At 40.4% G+C, this 19540-nt stretch carries 8 protein-coding genes; 4 read left to right on the forward strand and 4 right to left on the reverse strand.

Annotated elements, in window-relative coordinates:
* Window positions 1-1054: 1054 nt before the first annotated feature.
* Complete coding sequence (locus F6K06_RS13745; RefSeq protein ID WP_287323254.1) at window positions 1055-9955, forward strand: hypothetical protein; 8901 nt, start codon at window positions 1055-1057, stop codon at window positions 9953-9955.
* A 42-nt stretch (window positions 9956-9997) separates the two neighbouring features.
* Here the strand turns inward: F6K06_RS13745 and F6K06_RS13750 are convergent, their stop codons facing one another.
* Both F6K06_RS13750 and F6K06_RS13755 read right to left on the reverse strand, forming a co-directional pair.
* The gene (locus tag F6K06_RS13750; protein ID WP_287241611.1) at window positions 9998-10144 is read right to left on the reverse strand and encodes a hypothetical protein; all 147 of its coding nucleotides are present in this window, start codon (window positions 10142-10144) and stop codon (window positions 9998-10000) included.
* Between the two features lie 228 nt (window positions 10145-10372).
* Window positions 10373-10762: a helix-turn-helix domain-containing protein gene (locus F6K06_RS13755; RefSeq protein ID WP_124144794.1), complete on the reverse strand. Its 390-nt coding sequence runs from the start codon at window positions 10760-10762 to the stop codon at window positions 10373-10375.
* A 358-nt stretch (window positions 10763-11120) separates the two neighbouring features.
* On the opposite strand from F6K06_RS13755, the gene ppsA reads away from it, so the two are divergent.
* Window positions 11121-13658, forward strand: coding sequence for a phosphoenolpyruvate synthase (ppsA, locus tag F6K06_RS13760; protein ID WP_287241613.1), 2538 nt, complete (start codon window positions 11121-11123; stop codon window positions 13656-13658).
* 147 nt (window positions 13659-13805) lie between these two features.
* Here ppsA and F6K06_RS13765 read toward each other — a convergent pair whose 3' ends face one another.
* Window positions 13806-14270, reverse strand: a complete 465-nt coding sequence (locus tag F6K06_RS13765) for a Uma2 family endonuclease (protein ID WP_287309013.1) — start codon at window positions 14268-14270, stop codon at window positions 13806-13808.
* A gap of 25 nt (window positions 14271-14295) precedes the next feature.
* Between F6K06_RS13765 and F6K06_RS13770 the strand changes: the two genes are divergently transcribed.
* Complete coding sequence (locus tag F6K06_RS13770) at window positions 14296-14478, forward strand: hypothetical protein (protein WP_287241616.1); 183 nt, start codon at window positions 14296-14298, stop codon at window positions 14476-14478.
* A 405-nt stretch (window positions 14479-14883) separates the two neighbouring features.
* Window positions 14884-19032, forward strand: a complete 4149-nt coding sequence (locus F6K06_RS13775) for a CHAT domain-containing protein (RefSeq protein WP_287308931.1) — start codon at window positions 14884-14886, stop codon at window positions 19030-19032.
* Here F6K06_RS13775 and F6K06_RS13780 read toward each other — a convergent pair.
* Window positions 19029-19436 carry a hypothetical protein gene (locus F6K06_RS13780; protein WP_287241621.1) on the reverse strand — a complete coding sequence of 136 codons (408 nt, stop codon included), beginning with the start codon at window positions 19434-19436 and terminating at the stop codon, window positions 19029-19031. The two genes, F6K06_RS13775 and F6K06_RS13780, sit on opposite strands and share 4 nt — an antisense overlap.
* Window positions 19437-19540: the final 104 nt, after the last annotated feature.

The raw sequence follows: 19540 nt of genomic DNA on the forward strand, positions 1-19540 counted from the left end.
TCAAGTGAATTTATTTCGATTTACCGAAACATTATTTGTTTGAGGCTATTCAAGAACCTTTTTTCGATTTATACAATACTAACATTCTCAATTATTGTTGTAACTCCGGAAGGTTAAACCATCATTTTTTTATATCCTTAAAAACTAGAAAGCTTTTTTGTCAGAACAATTTAAATATCGATAAGTTTTGCTGTAGAGTTGGTATCGGATAATTTGAGAGACTATTTGTCAAATTAATTATTAAGAGATTATGGATCTACATTCAGATAAAAATGGGAAGGAGTCCAGGGATAGAAATAAGTATGAGAGAGTAGTTTATAGGTATTCAGACTGATCGGTTATGTTGAAAAATAGACAGTATAGTTGTGTCTTATTCTTACTACCCTATTTCCTGATACATTCAATCTCTGAGTTGTATATCTTTAAATATTTGTATTGTAGAGTTTGATTTTTTTTTGTCCCTTCTTTCTTTTTCTGAATACTAGAAGTTTGACTTTTGTTCGTTAATTGATCACTGTTTTGCTACGCTACATAAAAAACGCAGTTCCTCCAGAGGAGGCTAACTGAAATGACACAAACTATCTAATATCAAATCCGGTAGCATCGGTGTAATTAGATAGTTAATCTAGGAGGACCGAGTCAGGAGGACCGAGTCAGGAGGGAAGAGAATGCGCGAAACATTTGCTCTTGGATGAAGATGAAATTTTTTTTTATACCGAACCCGAGCGGATTTGATATAAAATATCTGTATAAATAATTATTGACTAATAATTAGTAACAGTTAGTAACTAATTATTACAAAAAATCAGAATTTTCTATATAAAACTATATAAAAATTAAAATAATAATAGCAACAATACGGATAAATAATGCTAATCTAAAAATAACATTTATCAGTAAAAATCAGGGAGCTACCTAAAAAAGTACCGAATTTTAGGTGAGATGATTTAGCATAGGCTAGTAGTTGAGTAATAAATTGTATTTGGTACTAAACAAATAATTAGGGTGACTCCTTAGAACTAGCGGCTCTGGATGCAGGGCTAAGGAGAATAACATGAATAATATAATAATAGGGACTCAGCTTTTAGATGAGTCTGAAATGTCTGCTTTGAATTTAGGATTATTAAGTTTAGAAGAAAGCTTGAAAGTAATTGCTACAGATGGCAGTTTATTACCAATATTTGAAGTAGCTTTTGGTAATCAATTTGAGCGAGAAAAAGTAGAAGATTTGCGAAGGAAATGGGAAGGAGAAAATTTAGAATGGTTGCCAAAAATTGATATTCGCTCCGCAGCAGAGATTAATGGAGCGAATGGTGCTTTTGCCGGAGCGAATAACACTATTTATTTAGCAGCAGAATATATTAGTCAGAATGTGGGAAATGGGGAGGCGATCGCCAATCTTTTATTAGAAGAAGTTGGGCATTTTGTGGATTATGAAATTAATCAGGTTGATACTTCTGGAGATGAAGGAGATATTTTTGCTCAGTTAGTGCAAGGTGTAGAATTAAACGAACAAGAATTACAAGCATTAAAAACAGAGGATGATACTGCACTTGTTAATATAGATGGACAGCAAATCCAAATTGAACAGAATGTAAAGGAACTTCTCGACACAGTTAGTGGGGCAATAAATGACATTCTAGATGGTCTTAAAGATGCTAAAACGGTAGTAGAAGGAGTAACCAGTGGTTTAAAAGAATATTTAACAGTTATTCAAGCAGCAATTGACAATCAAATATTTACAAAATTGCCTCTACTGGGCGACGAATTGCAAAAATCTACAGACCAAGCAGCCAAATTTCTCAATGACCTCAACAACGATATTTTAGCTCAATTAGAACAGTTAGAAGACTTAGTAAATTTATCTTCAGACCAAGTAAAACAAGTTCTGTTTGATGCACTAAAGCAGCTTGATGTGCTGAAATCAGGGATAGATATTACAGCCATTCCTGAAAAATTTGAAGACGAAATAATTCCTAAATTGAAGTCTGAAATTAACAGCGATAAAGCTGTTTCTGATGTACTAGCTACAGCTATTTCAGAATTTTTAACATCTTTAAATCCGGAAATATTTAAAGGAGAAATTCCCACAGTTGATGCAGTATTAGAAATAGCAATAACTGAATTTAGCCAAGAATTACGAAGTCAGTTTAGTGGGTTATTGGCTGAAGTTTTGGATGAACCTCTGAATATAATTCGTGAAGCTTTCCTTGATGCAATTCCTAGTATAAATAAGATTGAAGACATCCCGGAATCTATTCCCAAAAATATTCTGAATGCACTACTAGATCCACCCAGTGGAGCAGAAATTACAGAGGTACTTCAAGACGCAATAGAAGATGGAATTAATCAACTAGGTGTAGCTGGAGAAAATTTGCTAGAAGATATTCTCTCAGAACTAGAAACCAAATTAGTTGACCCATTAGCAGGGTTATTAAGCAACGTATTAGAACAACCAAAACAATTAATTGAAGAAGGGCTAGAAGACTTATTAGGACAAGACATTAATATTGGTAATATTGCCAATGGTTTCACTTTTAATATTGATTTTAATCAAGAGAAATCTTTAGAAACTTCCTTAGCTTCTGACATTGGTTTGCCAGGGTTAGGATTAATAACTGATGGGAAAGCAAAAGTAGATTTAGGCATTGACTTTAATTTAGGTTTTGGTTATACATCAGATGATGGGTTATTCCTGGATACTTCTCCAGATAAAGAATTAGATATTGGTCTGAATGCTTCATTACCAGGCTTAAAAGCAGAAGGTGAAATGGGATTTTTGTTAGTTGATATTACAGATAAAGGAAGTCAGCTAAATGCAGATTATTCTGTAGATGTAACAGACCCAAATTCAGACGGTAAATTAACATTATCTGAAATAGGCGGAACTTTATTTAATATTAATGCTGAACCAAATGCTTCTGCTGATATAAAATTAAATATCGTCTCAAAACTTGGCGACTCAGCAGCACTACCAAAAGTTGGTACAGATTTGAATATTAGTTGGAATTTTGCTGAAAATAATGCCATTCCTCAAGTTAGTTTTGATGACACAAATATATTTTTAGGTTCCTTTCTCAGCGATTTTGTCAAACCAATTGTTGAACCAATTCAAGTAATTACTGAACCCATTCAAGCAGCCACAAATTTTCTCAAAGAACCAATAGACATTTTAAAACCATTAAACTTAGGAGGTGATGAGCATAACTTACTCGGTTTAGCTAATCAATTTTCTAATGACCCAACTATTAAAAATGTTACTTTGGCATTGGATGCTATTAATTTTATTAACGTATTGTCTAATATAGCTGATAAAGATGCAGGCGAAGTAGGAATTAATATTGGTGATGTTAGTCTAGGTGACTTTGATATAACTTCCGGTACTTCTATTGCAGAGGCAACCCTTTCAGCACCGAAGAAATCTCTCGCAGAGCTAGAACAAGAATTTAACGCAACCCTAGCTCAACTAGAAGAAAAAAATCCAGGAAGCTCTGGTCAATTTCAAGCTCAAACAGAATTCTTCAGTAACAAAGACTCTATTGATAAATTTCTGTCATTCCCAATTTTAGATAATCCCACTTCAGCAATTGGATTATTGACTGGGCAAAATGTAGACTTTTTTGAATTTAAAGTTCCCGAATTTGATTTCTCCTTTGGTATAGACGGTTCGTTTCCTATTGTAGGTCCGATTGCCGTATCTTTTGGAGGTGAAATAGGAGCAAAACTAAATCTAGGATTTGGATATGATTCTGAAGGAATAAAACAGTGGGCTGACACTGGATATGAATCTGATGAAATAGAGAAAATTTTTGATGGCTTTTTCTTTAGTGATAATCGAAATGGCACAGAAGATTTACCAGAATTAGAAGTCAGCGGTCTGCTCAAAGCAGGAGTAGGTCTGGATGTCGTTATTGCCAAAGCCGAAGTTAACGGTGGTATTGAAGCAACTATCAGTGTTGACTTAGAAGACTTAGGAGAATCTGGTGACGATTTAGGAATAAGTGACGGTAAAATTCGTGGCTCTGAATTCAAAGCTATTTTTGACTCCCACCCAGGTTGCTTATTTGATATAGGTGGTCAATTAGATGCGTTTCTCGGATATTACGCTCGAGTTGGCTGGCCTCCCTTTGGTAAGAAATGGGAAGGAGATTTTGCCAGAACTACCCTAGCCGAATTTGGCATTGAAACTTGTCCTGACCACGAGCCCATATTAGCCAATGAAGGTCCTGAAACCTTTAGTGGTGGCACTCTAGAATTAAATATGGGGCCACGGGCGGAATTACGGTTATTTATCAATACCACTGACGATGGTGAGATATTTATTCTCAAGGGTTCAGGGAATCCAAACAATGACACAATAACTGTTAATGCTATTGGCTATTCTCAAGATTACACTGAAGTGAATAATATTCAGGCTAATGGTGGCAAACTTGATGACAAAATTGATGTTGAAAATATTGCCATATCCGTAGAATTTTCTGGTGGTGAAGGAGATGATGTTTTATCTGGTGGTGAAGCAGATGATGTCATCAACGGAGATAGTGGAGATGACAGAATATTAGGTCGAGCTGGAAACGATAATCTCTCTGGTGGTAGTGGTCAAGATGTTGTTAATGCTGGAGAGGGTAACGATAATGTTTCTGGCGGTGAAGGGGATGATGAACTGTCTGGTCAAGCAGGAATAGATAATATTGATGGCGGCGCTGGAGACGACTTTATAGATGGTGGTGCTGACAATGACGAACTTTATGGAGACAGCAATGACTCCCAAGCTGGCAACGATATTATTCTCGGTGATGAGGGTGACGATCAAGTTTATGGTGGTGCTGGTAACGACAATATTAGTGGGGGTACAGGAGAGGATGAACTAGACGGCGGTACGGGTGATGATGAAATATTAGGAGATGCTGGCAACGACCTGCTCAAGGGAGAAGCGGGTAACGATAGAATTAGTGGCGGTGAAGATGTTGATGTTGTAAGTTATGAAAGCTCTCCCGATGCAGTTGTTGTTAATATTGATGAGACACAAGGTTATCAAAACTCAGGCCCAATAGATGACTTAGAAGGCAACTTTAATATCGACGCAGCCACAGCTCAAGATGGGTTTGGTACTGAAGATAGCTTTAATTTTACTGCTACTAGAGCAACCTATGATGAAACAATAAATACAGTCATTGAGGAAACTATTGATGTTTCTGGAAATCTAGAAAATATTATTGGTTCAGGTTTTGATGACATTCTCATTGGTAACGAAAAAGATAACGACATTGACGGCAACTCAGGCAATGACGTTGTTATTGGTAACGCAGGCAATGATAACCTCGATGGTGGAGAAGGCAACGATGCAGTCAGCTATCGACGCGACCCCAATGCAGTAGAAGTCAACCTCGCAACCAATACAGCTACCGATGGCTTCGGCAACACAGACCAAATATTTAACATCGAAAACGTTGTCGGTTCAGAATTCGACGATAACATTACAGGGGATGAAGAAGCAAATATTGTCACCGCAGGCACTGGTGCAGACAACGTTAAAGGTGGTGCAGGAGATGACAACCTGAACGGCCAAACTGGTAACGACCTCCTCACAGGAGAACAAGGTAACGACATTATTGATGGTGGCAATGATATTGATACAGTCAACTACGACAACTCCCCCAACGCCGTAGTCGTAAATATCGATGAAACAAACACCTACAGCAACGACACCTCCGATGCCAACCCCATAGACTTAGAACCCAACTTCACCATTGAAGCAGGCACAGCATCTGACGGCTTTGGCACAACAGACATCCTTACCAACCTAGAAAATATCATCGGTTCAGAATCAGACGATGTTCTCATTGGCAACGAAAAAGATAACGAAATTAACGCCTTAACAGGCAACGACCTAGTTATCGGCAACGCAGGCAACGACAACTTCGACGGTGGAGCAGGCACAGATGTAGTCAGCTACCTACGCGACCCCAACGCAGTAGAAGTCAACCTCGCCACTAACACAGCTACCGATGGCTTCGATGCCACCGACCAAATATTTAATATCGAAAACGTTGTCGGTTCAGAATTCAACGATAACATCACAGGCGATGATGACGCCAACATAGTCACCGCCGAAGCAGGAGATGATGACGTCAAAGGTGGTGCAGGAGACGACGAACTTTACGGACAAACAGACAACGACCTCCTCAAAGGAGAACAAGGTAACGATCTCATCGACGGTGGTGATGACAACGATACAGTCAGTTACGACAACTCACCCAATGGAGTAGTAGTCAATATCAACGAACAACAAGACTACGAAAACCCAGGTGGCTATCAACATACAACCATAGTCACCGACAAACCCATCCCCACCGATACCGAACCAGACTTTACCATCGAAAAAGGCACAGCTCAAGACGGTTTTGGCACCATAGATACTCTCAAAAACCTCGAAAATATCATCGGTTCAGAATTCAATGACGTTCTCATCGGCAACGAAAAAGATAACCGCATCGAAGGTCTTGCAGGTGATGACATAATGGTAGGTAACGCCGGAGACGACCAACTAGACGGAGGCAACGACAACGACACCGCCTCCTACCGCCGAGACCCAGACAAGGTAAACGTCAACCTTGAAGAAAACCAAGCCAACGACGGCTTCGGAGGCACAGACCAAATATTAAACACAGAAAACGTCATCGGTTCCGACTTCAACGACACCATTACAGGAGACGAAGTAGACAACATCATCCACAGCGGAACAGGTAACGACATTGTAGAAGCACGGGATGGAGAAGACATCATCTTCGGCGAATCAGGAACAGACGACATCAAAGGCGAAGACGGTAACGACTTCATTGTGGGAGGCAAAGACCCAGACAAACTAGACGGAGGCAACGACAACGACACCGCCTCCTACTTCACCTCCGAAAGTCGAGTTCACGTCAGTCTCTTTGACGGTAAAGGTTGGGCAGGAGACGCCAAAAAAGACACCCTCACCAACATCGAAAACCTCGAAGGTTCAGAATACGAAGACCTACTCATTGGCGACGCACAAAACAATATCCTCAGTGGTTTAGGAGGAGACGATCTACTCAAAGCCAAAAGGGGAAACGACCTCATAGATGGAGGAGAAGGAGAAGACCGCCTCTACGGTCAAGACGGCAACGACACCTTAGAAGGTCAAGCAGGTAACGACCTCCTCAAAGGCGGCAAAGACCACGACCAACTAGACGGAGGAGAAGGCAACGACAACCTAGAAGGAGAAACAGGTAAAGACACCCTTTCTGGAGGAGCAGGCAACGACAACCTCAAAGGTGGAACAGGAGACGACCAACTAGACGGAGGAGAAGGCAACGACAACCTAGAAGGAGAAACAGGTAACGATAACCTCAAAGGTGGAACCGGAAACGACCAACTAGACGGAGGAGACGGAGACGACAACCTCCAAGGAGAAGCAGGAGACGACCAACTATACGGAATGGGAGGTCAAGACAACCTCAATGGAGGAAGTGATGACGACCTATTAGAAGGACGATCAGGCAACGACCAACTAGACGGAGGAGAAGGTAACGACCGCATCTACGGCAACCAAGGAAACGATAACCTCTCTGGAGGAGAAGGCAACGACCTCCTCAAAGGTGGTTTTGACAAAGATACCCTCGAAGGTGGTGCAGGAAACGACGAACTATTCGGGCAAATAGACAAAGACCTACTCAAAGGAGGAGAAGGCAACGACAACCTCTGGGGAGGAGGCAACGACGATCGCCTTTATGGAGAAGAAGGAGACGACTACCTCAATGGAGAAGCAGGAAACGACACACTCGAAGGTAACGAAGGCAAAGACCGCCTCTACGGAGAAGAAGGAGACGACGAAATCAAAGGAAACACAGGTCGCGACTATCTAGACGGAGGAGCAGGCAACGACAAACTATTAGGCAACGAAGACAACGACCGCATTTACGGTCGGGAAGGAGACGACATCCTGGAAGGAGGAACAGGTCAAGACATACTCGACGGTGGAGCAGACGACGACTTCATGTATGGAGAAGAAGGAGGCGATCGCCTAGATGGAGGAGAAGGAGAAGACTACCTAGATGGAGGAGAAGGAGACGACCGACTCAAAGGTGAAGCAGGAGACGACCATCTGTTAGGTCAGTCTGGTCGAGATTATTTAGATGGAGGAGAAGGGGAAGACATACTCGAAGGAGGAGAAGAAGCAGACTTATTATTAGGTAAAGAAGGAGATGACCTACTCGAAGGTGGTGAGGGCGATGACGAATTAGACGGTGGAGCAGACGAAGACCAACTTTACGGTCAAGAAGGTAACGATACCCTGAAAGGAGGTACCGGTAACGACTATCTTGAAGGAGGTGAGGGCGATGACGAATTAGACGGTGGTGAAGGAAACGACCAACTATATGGTCAAGAAGGCAAAGACATCCTTTCTGGAGAAGAGGGTAACGACAACCTTTATGGAGGGGATGATGATGACCAACTAGAGGGAGGTACAGGAAACGACTTACTTTCTGGAGAGGAAGGTAATGATACTTTAGATGCTGGAGATGGTGATGACAACCTAGAAGGTGGTGAAGGAGATGACGAACTTACAGCAGGAAAAGGCGAAGACCAACTTTATGGTGATGAAGGTGATGATACTTTAGATGCTGGAGTTGGTCACGACTATATTGAAGGTGGTGAAGGAGATGATGAAATCACAGCAGGTGAAGGAGATGACCAAGCTTACGGTGGTACAGGAAACGACAGTATTAATGGTAATGGAGGCAACGACTTGCTTGATGGTGAAGAGGGTGATGATGTTATTGAAGGTGAGGAAGGAGATGATTACATTATTGGTGGTGAAGGCGATGATGAGTTAAGTGCTGGTGCGGGTAATGACTTGTTAGAAGGTGGTGAGGGTAACGACTCCTTACATGGTAATGAGGGTGATAATATTCTCGATGGTGGGGAAGGTGATGATGAGTTACATGGAGGCAGTGGTAGCGATACATTTGTCTTGCAGCAAGGTGCAGGTTATGATTCGATTTATAATTTCCAAGTGGATGATGATTTCTTTGAGTTAATAGATTTGACTTTTGAGGAGTTGGAAATAGCTGAGGAAACAGAGTCGAATGATAATACTGTGATTAGTGTTTTGGATAGTGGGGAACAACTTGCTTTTGTGGAGGGTGTGAAAGTTGATGAGTTAACTGGTTTTCATTTCTTCCCTTTTAGTGGCAGCGATGAGGCAGAATTGGAAACTAATGAGGAGGAAGTAGAAGTTACTCAGTCTACAGAAGTTGATGAAACTGTGGCGCAACAGGAGGATATTACTTCTGAAGTTGATGAAACTGTGGCACAACAGGAGGATATTACTTCTGAAGTTGATGAAACTGTGGCGCAACAGGAGGATATTACTTCTGAAGTTGATGAAACTGTGGCACAACAGGAGGATATTACTTCTGAAGTTGATGAAATTGTGGCGCAACAGAAAGATACTACTTCTGAAGTTGATGAAATTGTGGCGCAACAGAAAGATACTACTTCTGAAGTTGATGAAATTGTGGCGCAACAGAAAGATACTACTTCTGAAGTTGATGAAATTGTGGCGCAACAGAAAGATACTACTTCTGAAGTTGATGAAATTGTGGCAGGGGACGAAGCGATCGCTTCCAACGAACCCAAGGAAGAGAAAACTGATACTCTAACTGGTGAAGAAGTATCTACAGAAACAGATGACGAACTACTTAATGGTGGGTCTGACTCACCCTCAGACGATACAGATGAGTTTCTACTTGCTGGAAATGAGTTAGCTTCTATCCCTGAAATTGAAGTTCAAGAGTTAACTACATCTGATAATAATATGATTGAGGATGATATCACAACAGGTTCAAGGACTATTGAAACTGCCGAGCGTGATAGTCAAGATCCAGTTTTAGCAGCCATAGATACGAATGATATAGCACCGATTTAATTGACATTCTCGGAGAATTCTGGACTCAGGACTTAGGTCATATCAAATCCGTTTTATTGGACATAAAAAAATTATCCAATAGTCATAACTACGCTCATCTTTGTAATTCTCTCTCCTCCTGACTCCTGACTCCTGACTTCCCCTCCTGGGAGGGGTTAGGGGTGGGTTGACTCCTCCTAACTTAACCATTCTATGGCTGTTTAACTGGATTTGATATCATGCTGCGCTTGACCTGTTGCGTAGCGTTAACGCAGTTGTGCGCCAGCTAAACAAAAACTTTTTGCTTGTAGTATTGCTCTAGCCCATGAAATATCTACCTGGCGGGCTAAAATTATACTACAAACTGACAAATTTTTGATAACTTTACTCACCACTAAATTATACACTCAACTCACACCCACAAAATCTCAGTCTTGCTCACATCTCCATCGAACAACTACTATTTTTTTCTCCTAACCATTGCTCCCCTAACCGCTGGAGAGCTATCATAACTGGTTGCACTTCTAACCCTTTATCCGTCAAAGAATATTCAACATGGGGAGGCACTTCCGGAAATACCTGCCTTGCTAACAAACCATACTTTTCTAACTCTCTGAGTCTTAACGTCAGTGTTTTTGAGCTAATTCCTGGCAGTGCTTCTAATAATTCGTGAGTCCGGCGATCGCCACTCAACAACTGTTGCAAAATCAATACCGACCACTTACTACCCAATATTCTTAATACAAACTGAATTGGACAATTGTTGTTTAAACACAATATATCCCTCATTTTAACATCCGATTTAACATTGTTATTTTTAACTTTCATTTTCTTCTAACTCTTAAAACTTTATTTTTCTTTAATAATAACCTTTACCACTGAAAAAACAAAATTTTTTACTTTTTGTAACTAAAGATTTTTTCCGACCCTATATTGCAATTACAGTAGAAAGTATTAGGATGTAGATGGAGGTCAAAAATCCTCCTCTAGCTAAAAAACTAGAATCTATGTAGAAATAATCCACCTTAATTATGGAGTTTAAAAGTTAGGGATCGATAAGTTTGTTTTTCTTAACATCCCACAAATCAATCATTATATTTAACATTGTGAAAAAAAAAGAAACAAAACTAAATAAATAAATCCTGCCTCGCAACACGGCATAAATAAAACATTGGAGGAGAAAATTATGGTGAACCTATTAGGTCAAAAAAGCCCAAAAAAAGTAGATGTAACAGCTTTTGTCCTATGGTTTGAAGAAGTAGGAATTGCAGATATTCCATTAGTGGGAGGAAAAAACGCATCCCTGGGAGAAATGATTCAGCAATTAACTCCCAAAGGTGTAAACGTTCCCAATGGATTCGCCACCACTGCTTACGCATATCGGTATTTCATCCAAAAAGCTGGATTAGAGAAAAAACTGCGAGAACTATTTGCTGACCTAGATGTAGAAGATGTCAGGAATTTACGGCAACGAGGCAAACAAGCTCGCACCCTCATCCTCGACACCCCATTTCCAGAAGAATTAGAAACAGCCATCGTCACAGCATATCACCAAATGTGCGACCGCTACGGCACTTCTGCTGAATATTGTGACAAACTAGAAGGCAACTCCAAACAAGAGTGCGAACGCTACACCAAAGAAGTTGACGTAGCAGTACGCTCCAGCGCAACTGCTGAAGATCTACCAGATGCGAGTTTTGCCGGACAACAGGAAACCTACCTCAACATTTACGGTGATGAAGCAGTATTAGAAGCTTGCCATAAATGTTTCGCCTCCATATTCACAGACCGCGCCATTTCCTACCGCACCATCAAAGGTTTCGACCACTTCGACATTGCTTTATCAGTGGGCGTGCAAAAAATGGTACGTTCAGACCTCGCCTCCTCCGGTGTCATGTTTTCCATCGATACCGAAACCGGATTCAAAAATGCTGCCCTGGTAACAGCAGCTTACGGTTTAGGTGAAAACGTAGTGCAAGGTGCAGTCAACCCAGACGAATACTTTGTTTTCAAACCCACCCTTAAAGAAGACTTCCGCCCCATACTAGAAAAACGCCTGGGTACAAAAGAACTGAAGATGATTTATGACATCGGCGGTTCCAAACTTACCAAAAACGTGCCAGTGCCAGTTTCCGAACGGGAAAAATATTGCATCAATGACGAAGAAATCTTGCAACTGGCAAAATGGGCCTGTATTATTGAAGAACATTATTCTGAAGTGCGCGACCATTACACCCCAATGGATATTGAATGGGCAAAAGATGGTCTCACTGGCGAACTGTTCATCGTGCAAGCACGTCCAGAAACAGTACAATCTCAAAAATCTGGCAGCATTCTCCGTAACTTCAAACTTAAAGGTAGCAGTGATGTATTAGTTCGCGGTCGCGCCGTGGGAGAAATGATTGGGCAAGGTGAAGCTCGTGTTATTCTTGACGTGCATAAAATTGACGAGTTCATGCCAGGGGAAGTTTTGGTGACTAACAAAACCGACCCAGACTGGGAACCTATTATGAAAAAGGCTAGCGCTATAGTTACCAACCAAGGGGGACGCACTTGCCATGCTGCTATTATTGCGCGGGAGATGGGTATTCCAGCAATAGTTGGTTGTGGTGATGCTACTAAAGTGTTGATGACTGGTCAGGAAGTAACTGTTTCTTGTGCTGAGGGTGAAGAGGGCAAGGTTTATGAGGGTATGGTGCCTTTTGAGGTACAGGAAACTTTGTTGGGTGACTTGCCTAAGACTCGCACCAAGATTTTAATGAACGTTGGCAACCCAGAGGAAGCTTTTGGTCTGTCTTCTATTCCTTGCGATGGTGTGGGGTTAGCACGGTTGGAATTTATTATTGCCAATCATATTAAAGCTCACCCATTAGCTTTAATTCACTATGATGAGTTGGAAGATCCGTTAGTGAAACGGGAAATTGGTAATTTGACTGCATTGTACGAATATAAACCTGATTTCTTTGTGGATAAATTGGCGCAAGGTGTAGGTACGATCGCTGCTGCTTTTTATCCTAATCCTGTAGTGGTGCGAATGAGCGATTTCAAGAGTAATGAATATGCGAACCTATTAGGTGGTCGTCAATTTGAACCTGGGGAAGAAAACCCCATGATTGGTTGGCGAGGTGCGTCTCGTTACTACGATCCCAAATATCGCGATGCTTATGCTTTAGAGTGTAAAGCATTGAAGCGGGTACGGGATGAAATGGGATTGACTAATGTGATTCCAATGATTCCTTTCTGTCGGACTCCTGATGAAGGTCGTAAGGTGTTAGCGGAGATGGAGAAAAACGGTTTGAAACGGGGCGAGAATGGGTTGCAAGTGTATGTGATGTGCGAGTTGCCCAGTAATGTGATTTTTGCTGATGAGTTTGCTCAAGTGTTTGATGGTTTTTCTATCGGTTCAAATGACTTGACTCAGTTAACATTAGGTTTAGACCGAGATTCGGCATTAGTGGCGCATATTTTTGACGAACGGAATGAAGCAGTACGTCGGATGGTGAAAATTGCCATTAAAGCAGCTAAGAAATACGACCGCAAGATTGGTATTTGCGGTCAAGCACCAAGTGATTATCCAGAGTTTGCCAGGTTCTTAGTTGAAGAAGGTATTGACTCATTGAGTTTAAATCCCGATTCATTGTTGAAGACTCTGTTGGATATTGGCAAGATGGAGGAGTCTGGTTCCGTGATGGATGATATTATGGATGTGGCGAGGGCGAAATAGTTTGAGGTTGTTGATGATTTCTATTTTTGTGTAGAAACTAGCGATCGCTCCTTTTTACTACATAGATTCTATGATTCTATGTAGTAAAAAGGAGCGATATTGTCTCTTTTTACTGATAACTGATAACTGATAACTGATAACTGAAATCTATTCTTCCTCATCAAAGACGGGCGGCCAAAGCTCGGAAATTGATATTTTCCAACCAGGGAATAGTTCGGGAATGCTCAATATATCATCCCCTGTAAATTCAATGGGTTCTCCTGTGGGGCGATAAATTATTACTGTTTCTTCATCAGGATCGATTAATATTGCGACTTGCACCCCCAATTCAATATATTTTAGGAGTTTCTTTTTCAGAGAGGCAACTCTATCGCTTTGAGACTTGATTTCCACTGCTAGATCGGGTACCATTTCTGCAAAATAGCGGATGCTTCGTGGTAAGCGATCGGCTTTGACAAAAGAAACATCTGGTGCTTTGAGATTGCTATCGGGTAAGATAAAACCACCAGCATAGTCGAATACCCGCCCCAGACGACGGGGGTTTATCCAAGCATAAAGAGAAGAAATTAAGCGAACTCCTACTTCGCTCGAAACGATATCTGACGGCCCCATAATATCATGTCCGGTAGCATCGGTCTTGTATAGCAAAGGTAAGGAAGAAGGAAGAAGGAAGAAGGAAGAAGAAAGAGGGAAGAGGAAAGAAGGCTACCCTCGCAAGAAAAAACCATCATTTCCTGTAGATATTCACCCTTGGGTTTACACAAACGATATAAACGGACATGATATAATTGATATTTTTCCATCTTCTAATTCTAATTGATAATCTAAACCAGCTTCGTTGAATAGGGCTTGTACTATTTCTAAATCTTTGATGGTGACATCCGACATATTTCCTCAGCAATTATATGATGATAGGTTGATTTGTATTTTAGCAGAAGATGCTAAATATTGAAATAGATTCTAATGTTCAATATTCCACTGCTCCCAATGCTTTAAGACTATCTTTTTGGGCGTTGCTTACAGCAGTTTTCATATGAATAAACCACAATGTTCAAACCAACCCATGGCATCATCTTCAGTAATTTGAGCGATACGGCTAACGCCACGCTCCGCGAACGCTTCGCTTATAAATTGAAATAGGTCACTATCAACCTGACTGTTACCTCAGTCTGCGATCATAATTAATAATCACGAGAGGACGGTAATGAATATGGACGGTAATTTTATGACACCCAGTGAGGAATCTCAGTTCATAGGAGCTACGGAAGCCCAAGCTGAACAACTGCTTGAGCTAACAGGTAGAGATGAACCGCAAATTGAGATCTTGAGGGGGGTTTCCTTTGGAACAGAGCGCATCCAGAGAATATTTCAAGGAGCTGGATGGACATTTTCTGACAATGGAAAATTCACCTTTACTCCCCAGTTTTCCCAATTTGACTCTCCCAGATATGGGACATATACAAAAGTTGGTAGCAATTTTGAATTTCAAGGGGAACAGGCTTCCGATGATAATAGCACTATCTCAATCGATGGAACAATCCGCATCAATCAGGAAAACCTAATTTTAGATGTCGTATACACTAATTCAGGTTCTCCTCAACAGATTGCCAGAATTTCCCAATCCCTTACTAAGGGTAGAGCAACTCAGAAACCTGAACCAGTACCAAGCTCTGAAAATCTTGAGGAAACCGAGATAGATGAGATTATTGGTGATTTAGAGACAGAACTAGAAGCTCTTTGCATTAATGATGATTTGATAGAAAAAGAAATTGAGGGGATCAAGACTCCAAGTGAATTCAAAATATTTCTAGAGGGAAAAACAGACAGAGGAGTTTTTAGCTCTCTTCCTGGTACTCTATTTATTCAAGAGACGGCTCCAGGATCTCAAAGCCCTTTTTCAATTAGTCTTGTAATTGAGCCAGACTTATATGGTACGAATGGATGGATTTTTTTAACTTCTCAGGAAGCTGGACAAGAAACTCCGAATATTCAAATTCAGGCAAACAACGGTCAGGTTCGCCTAGAACTCAGTCCTAGCAAAGCTATGCGCCAAACTACCTATACTCTAGGAGCAGACGAATCTTCTCCAGACTTGGATAGGTCAGTTTTAATTGAAAATGCCATACTAACCTTTTCTGTTGAAGGAAACCGAATTTCAGGAGAGATTAAAGCTTCTGGAATTCAGTTTCCTGCTGGTGCAGATGAGTATTTTTCAGATGCAGAGCAAAGTACCTATGAGGCACAGCTAACAGGAGAAATTCCGACAAGTCCTCCTGTAGAAAAACTTAAAGCTTTTCTGGCATCGAGCTTTAACGGACAATGGGATACAGACAACAGTTCTTTTGGAGAGATCAAGTTGCAGCAGAATGGGCAACAGGTTAGGGGAACTTATACTGGAGGCAAGGGTGGAACAATTGTAGGAACTGTGCAAGGAAATCGGTTAGATTTTACTTGGCAAGCCCACCAAAAAGGAGAAAAAGGCAGGGGATTTTTCAGAGCAGTTTCTAGTGGAGGAACATTAGCAGGAATCTGGTGGAGGGAAAATAGGGCATTTCAAACCCAAGGTGAGAGCTTGATAGCTTCATGGCAACTTCCTTCTTTCATTACTACTGGAACTTTTAGCCCGTTTGCTATACAGGAATTAAAAAACTTGGGTTACGAACTGGTAGAGCAATCGAGATGGGAGCAGGCTGTCCAAGTGCTCGATCAAGTAATTTCCTTCTATCAACTACAGCAGCAGACACAAAAACCAGAAGAAGATCCTGTTGTGATAAATTCAGCGTTACCCCTTATTGATCTCACTGTTTGCAACTTTAACCTTGGGAACTATGATAAGCTATTAAACAATTTAGAGTATGGACTGGAAATCCTACGCATTTTGGGTCCAGAGGAATCTGCAAGCCGACTTTTGAGACAACAAACTGCTAAACTTGCGAAGTCACTAACCTCTGATACAGAGATATATGGAATCATGGAAAATGGTTACAACCTTTTCCAGCAAATAGTCAATGGTAGTGTAGGAGTCATCGGCATCTCCGTAGAACAAAGTGGGACAACTAAAGAGATTGTTGTTGCTAGTGTTGAAAAAGGTCAACCAACCGATTTAACTGGAATCATGCCCCAAGATGTAATTGTGAAAATTGACAGAAAAATAACTCAGGGCATGGATGAACAGCAAGTGACTGAACGACTTCGAGGTACACCTGAAACTCCAGTTACTGTAAATGTACGAAGAGGCAATCAAGAACTAGAATTTCAACTTCTCAGGACTCAGATAGAGATAGGTTCGGCACAGCGTCAAGCTGAACTAATCGAAGCCATAACATTTTTTGCCAATTCTCAAAATTCTTTGCGAGACAGATTAGAGAATAATCTTCATAGGATAAATACATCAGCTAGGAGAATTGGCCAGGGAATACAAGAACCTGTTTCGGCCTTACTATCCATTATTCAGGAACTTGACAGCCAGATAATTGAATTAAATCAAGAGACAAATGTTCTCTTTGACAGAGGAAGGGAAGTTTTTAGTCAACAGGAAGAAGCTTTACAAGAATTAGAACTTATTTTTTCTCAGTTAAAAATTTATGTGAATAATAATGACTCTGAGATCGAGATTAAATATCTAGATGCTATAGAAAAAAGAATGATGGAACTGATTGAAAATGATCAGACCCTATCTAGTATAGAAAAAAAATTATTTAAAGGATATTACACAGATATAACCCAACGATTAACATCTATTTTTGCTCTTAAAGATGAAAAAAACTTGCTCGAAAAAATTGATGCTCAAAAATCTTTTGAAGACAACAAAAAACGTTCGCTGGAGATGACATCTGGGTTTGCTGATAGACTTGAAACTTGGCGAACTAGATTAGTGGAAGATTTGGATAAGATTCAAGCCTTAGATCAAGGACAGCCCTTTTTCAAAAAAGCACTCAAATTTTTAATTTCATTGGGTTATGAAGAAGAAGCATTAGTCATTTATGAAAAGTCTAGAACCAGAGCCTTTGCCGATATTTTAGCCACGCGGTCTGCTTCAACATCTAATTCTAAATCAATTCTTCAATCAATTGCTGCAAATTCACCCACACTAAAACAAATTAAACAAATTGCTCAAGAACAAAAAGCTACACTTGTTGAATATGCAATTATTGATGACTTAGAATCGCAACTTCGAGAATCAAAAATTTTGATTTGGATTGTTAAACCTACTGGGCAAATTGAATTTAATTCAATAGAACTTTTGGAAGATAAAAACAATATATCTTTGAAGCAACTGGTTTCTAAAGCTCTTGCCTCTATCGGTATTAAGGATGAAAATATCACTGACTTTAAGCCACCGTTCATAGTAGACAATAAATGCTTCTATCCACACTTACGCCAACTCTATCAAATCCTCATTGAATCAATTGGTCAATTTCTACCAGATGACCCTAATGCTCCACTTATCTTTATTCCCCAAGACTGTCTATTTCTAATTCCATTTTCAGCACTGCAAGACGAAGAAGGAGACTTCCTAATTCAAAAACACACAATTCTAACTGCTCCCTCTATCCAAGTATTGGATTTAACTCATCAACCAAAGAAAGAAATATTAGAAACTTCTATCAATGCACTTGTTGTGGGAAATCCAACAATGCCTTCACTTGCGGAAAAACTTGGTGAAAAACCTAAGAAACTAAAGGAACTACCCGCAGCTAAAGCTGAAGCCAAGATAATTGCTTCTCTTCTCAAAACTCAAGCTATCATTGGAACTCAAGCCACTAAGGTTAACATTATAGCGCAAATGCCTCAAGCACGACTGATTCATTTCTCAACACATGGAAAAGTAGATCCTATCAGACCGTTAGGTGTAATCGCCTTAGCTCCCTGTGAAGATGATAATGGAGTCCTCACGAATGAAGAAATTATACAGATGTTTGGGCAACCACACAAACCAGCTCTACAGGCTGAACTTTTAGTTCTGAGTGCCTGTGAAACTGGAAAAGGTAGAATAACTGGCGATGGGGTAAACGGTTTATCACGAAGCCTAATGGTAGCTGGCGTTTCTCGTGTAGTTGTATCCCTGTGGAATATTCGGGCTTTATCCACGGCTTTCTTGATGATTAAGTTTTATCAAATCCTGAAAAACTTTCCTTATTTGAAGCCAGCAGATGTGGCTAAAGCTCTCAATCAAGCTCAAAAATGGCTGGCTGGATTGAGCTGTGAAGAGGCAAAGGAAGAACTTGAAAAACTCAAACCTTACATTTATCAAGGAAGAAGACAAAGAAAAGCAGAAGCATACATCAACTATTATTCAAAATTTCGCACTCGCGCTCCTTATCCTTTTGCTGACCCTAAATACTGGGCTGCATTCACAACTATCGGACTCTAGGATTTAGGTTCATAGGATTTACAAAAACTTTTGATGCCTCGCTTAATTACAAACATAACAACCGGAATTGCTAATGCTGCTGGTAAATTTCCCATCAATGTTAGCTCTGCTGAGACGACTGGCACAAGTCCATTCAATAATTCACGGGAAAATCCGTCTAAAATTTCTTCTCGAAATTCTTGTTCACAAATAACATCGCGACACTTCAAAGCTAACTGTTCTAGAGAGAGGCTAAACTCTAGCCCTTTTACTCCTTCCTCAGATTCAGATTCAATCATTAAAACTTCAAAAGCATCCTCCAGGTTGCCCTCACATTCTTCAATGACCTTAAGAGCATGACTTGCTTGATCATCTGACAATGCAGAACGAGACTGAGTAATTTCTTCAGATGTAACAGTAGTCATAGAATATTCCTCTAGTTAGTTAGTCAACTATTAACAATTTATATCAAGTTGCTGAGAATGGTTAAACTAAGCATTGATGAAATATGTAATAATACAAAGAAATG

This window comes from Okeania sp. SIO1H4, from assembly GCF_010672695.1.
GTDB classification, from domain to species: Bacteria; Cyanobacteriota; Cyanobacteriia; order Cyanobacteriales; family Microcoleaceae; genus Okeania; species Okeania hirsuta.

Coding starts and splice junctions, on each gene's coding strand:
- F6K06_RS13745 (WP_287323254.1), top strand. CDS start 1,055: ATGAATAATATAATAATAGGGACTCAGCTTTTAGATGAGTCTGAAATG.
- F6K06_RS13750 (WP_287241611.1), bottom strand. CDS start 10,144: ATGGTTAAGTTAGGAGGAGTCAACCCACCCCTAACCCCTCCCAGGAGG.
- F6K06_RS13755 (WP_124144794.1), bottom strand. CDS start 10,762: ATGAAAGTTAAAAATAACAATGTTAAATCGGATGTTAAAATGAGGGAT.
- ppsA (WP_287241613.1), top strand. CDS start 11,121: ATGGTGAACCTATTAGGTCAAAAAAGCCCAAAAAAAGTAGATGTAACA.
- F6K06_RS13765 (WP_287309013.1), bottom strand. CDS start 14,270: ATGGGGCCGTCAGATATCGTTTCGAGCGAAGTAGGAGTTCGCTTAATT.
- F6K06_RS13775 (WP_287308931.1), top strand. CDS start 14,884: ATGACACCCAGTGAGGAATCTCAGTTCATAGGAGCTACGGAAGCCCAA.
- F6K06_RS13780 (WP_287241621.1), bottom strand. CDS start 19,436: ATGACTACTGTTACATCTGAAGAAATTACTCAGTCTCGTTCTGCATTG.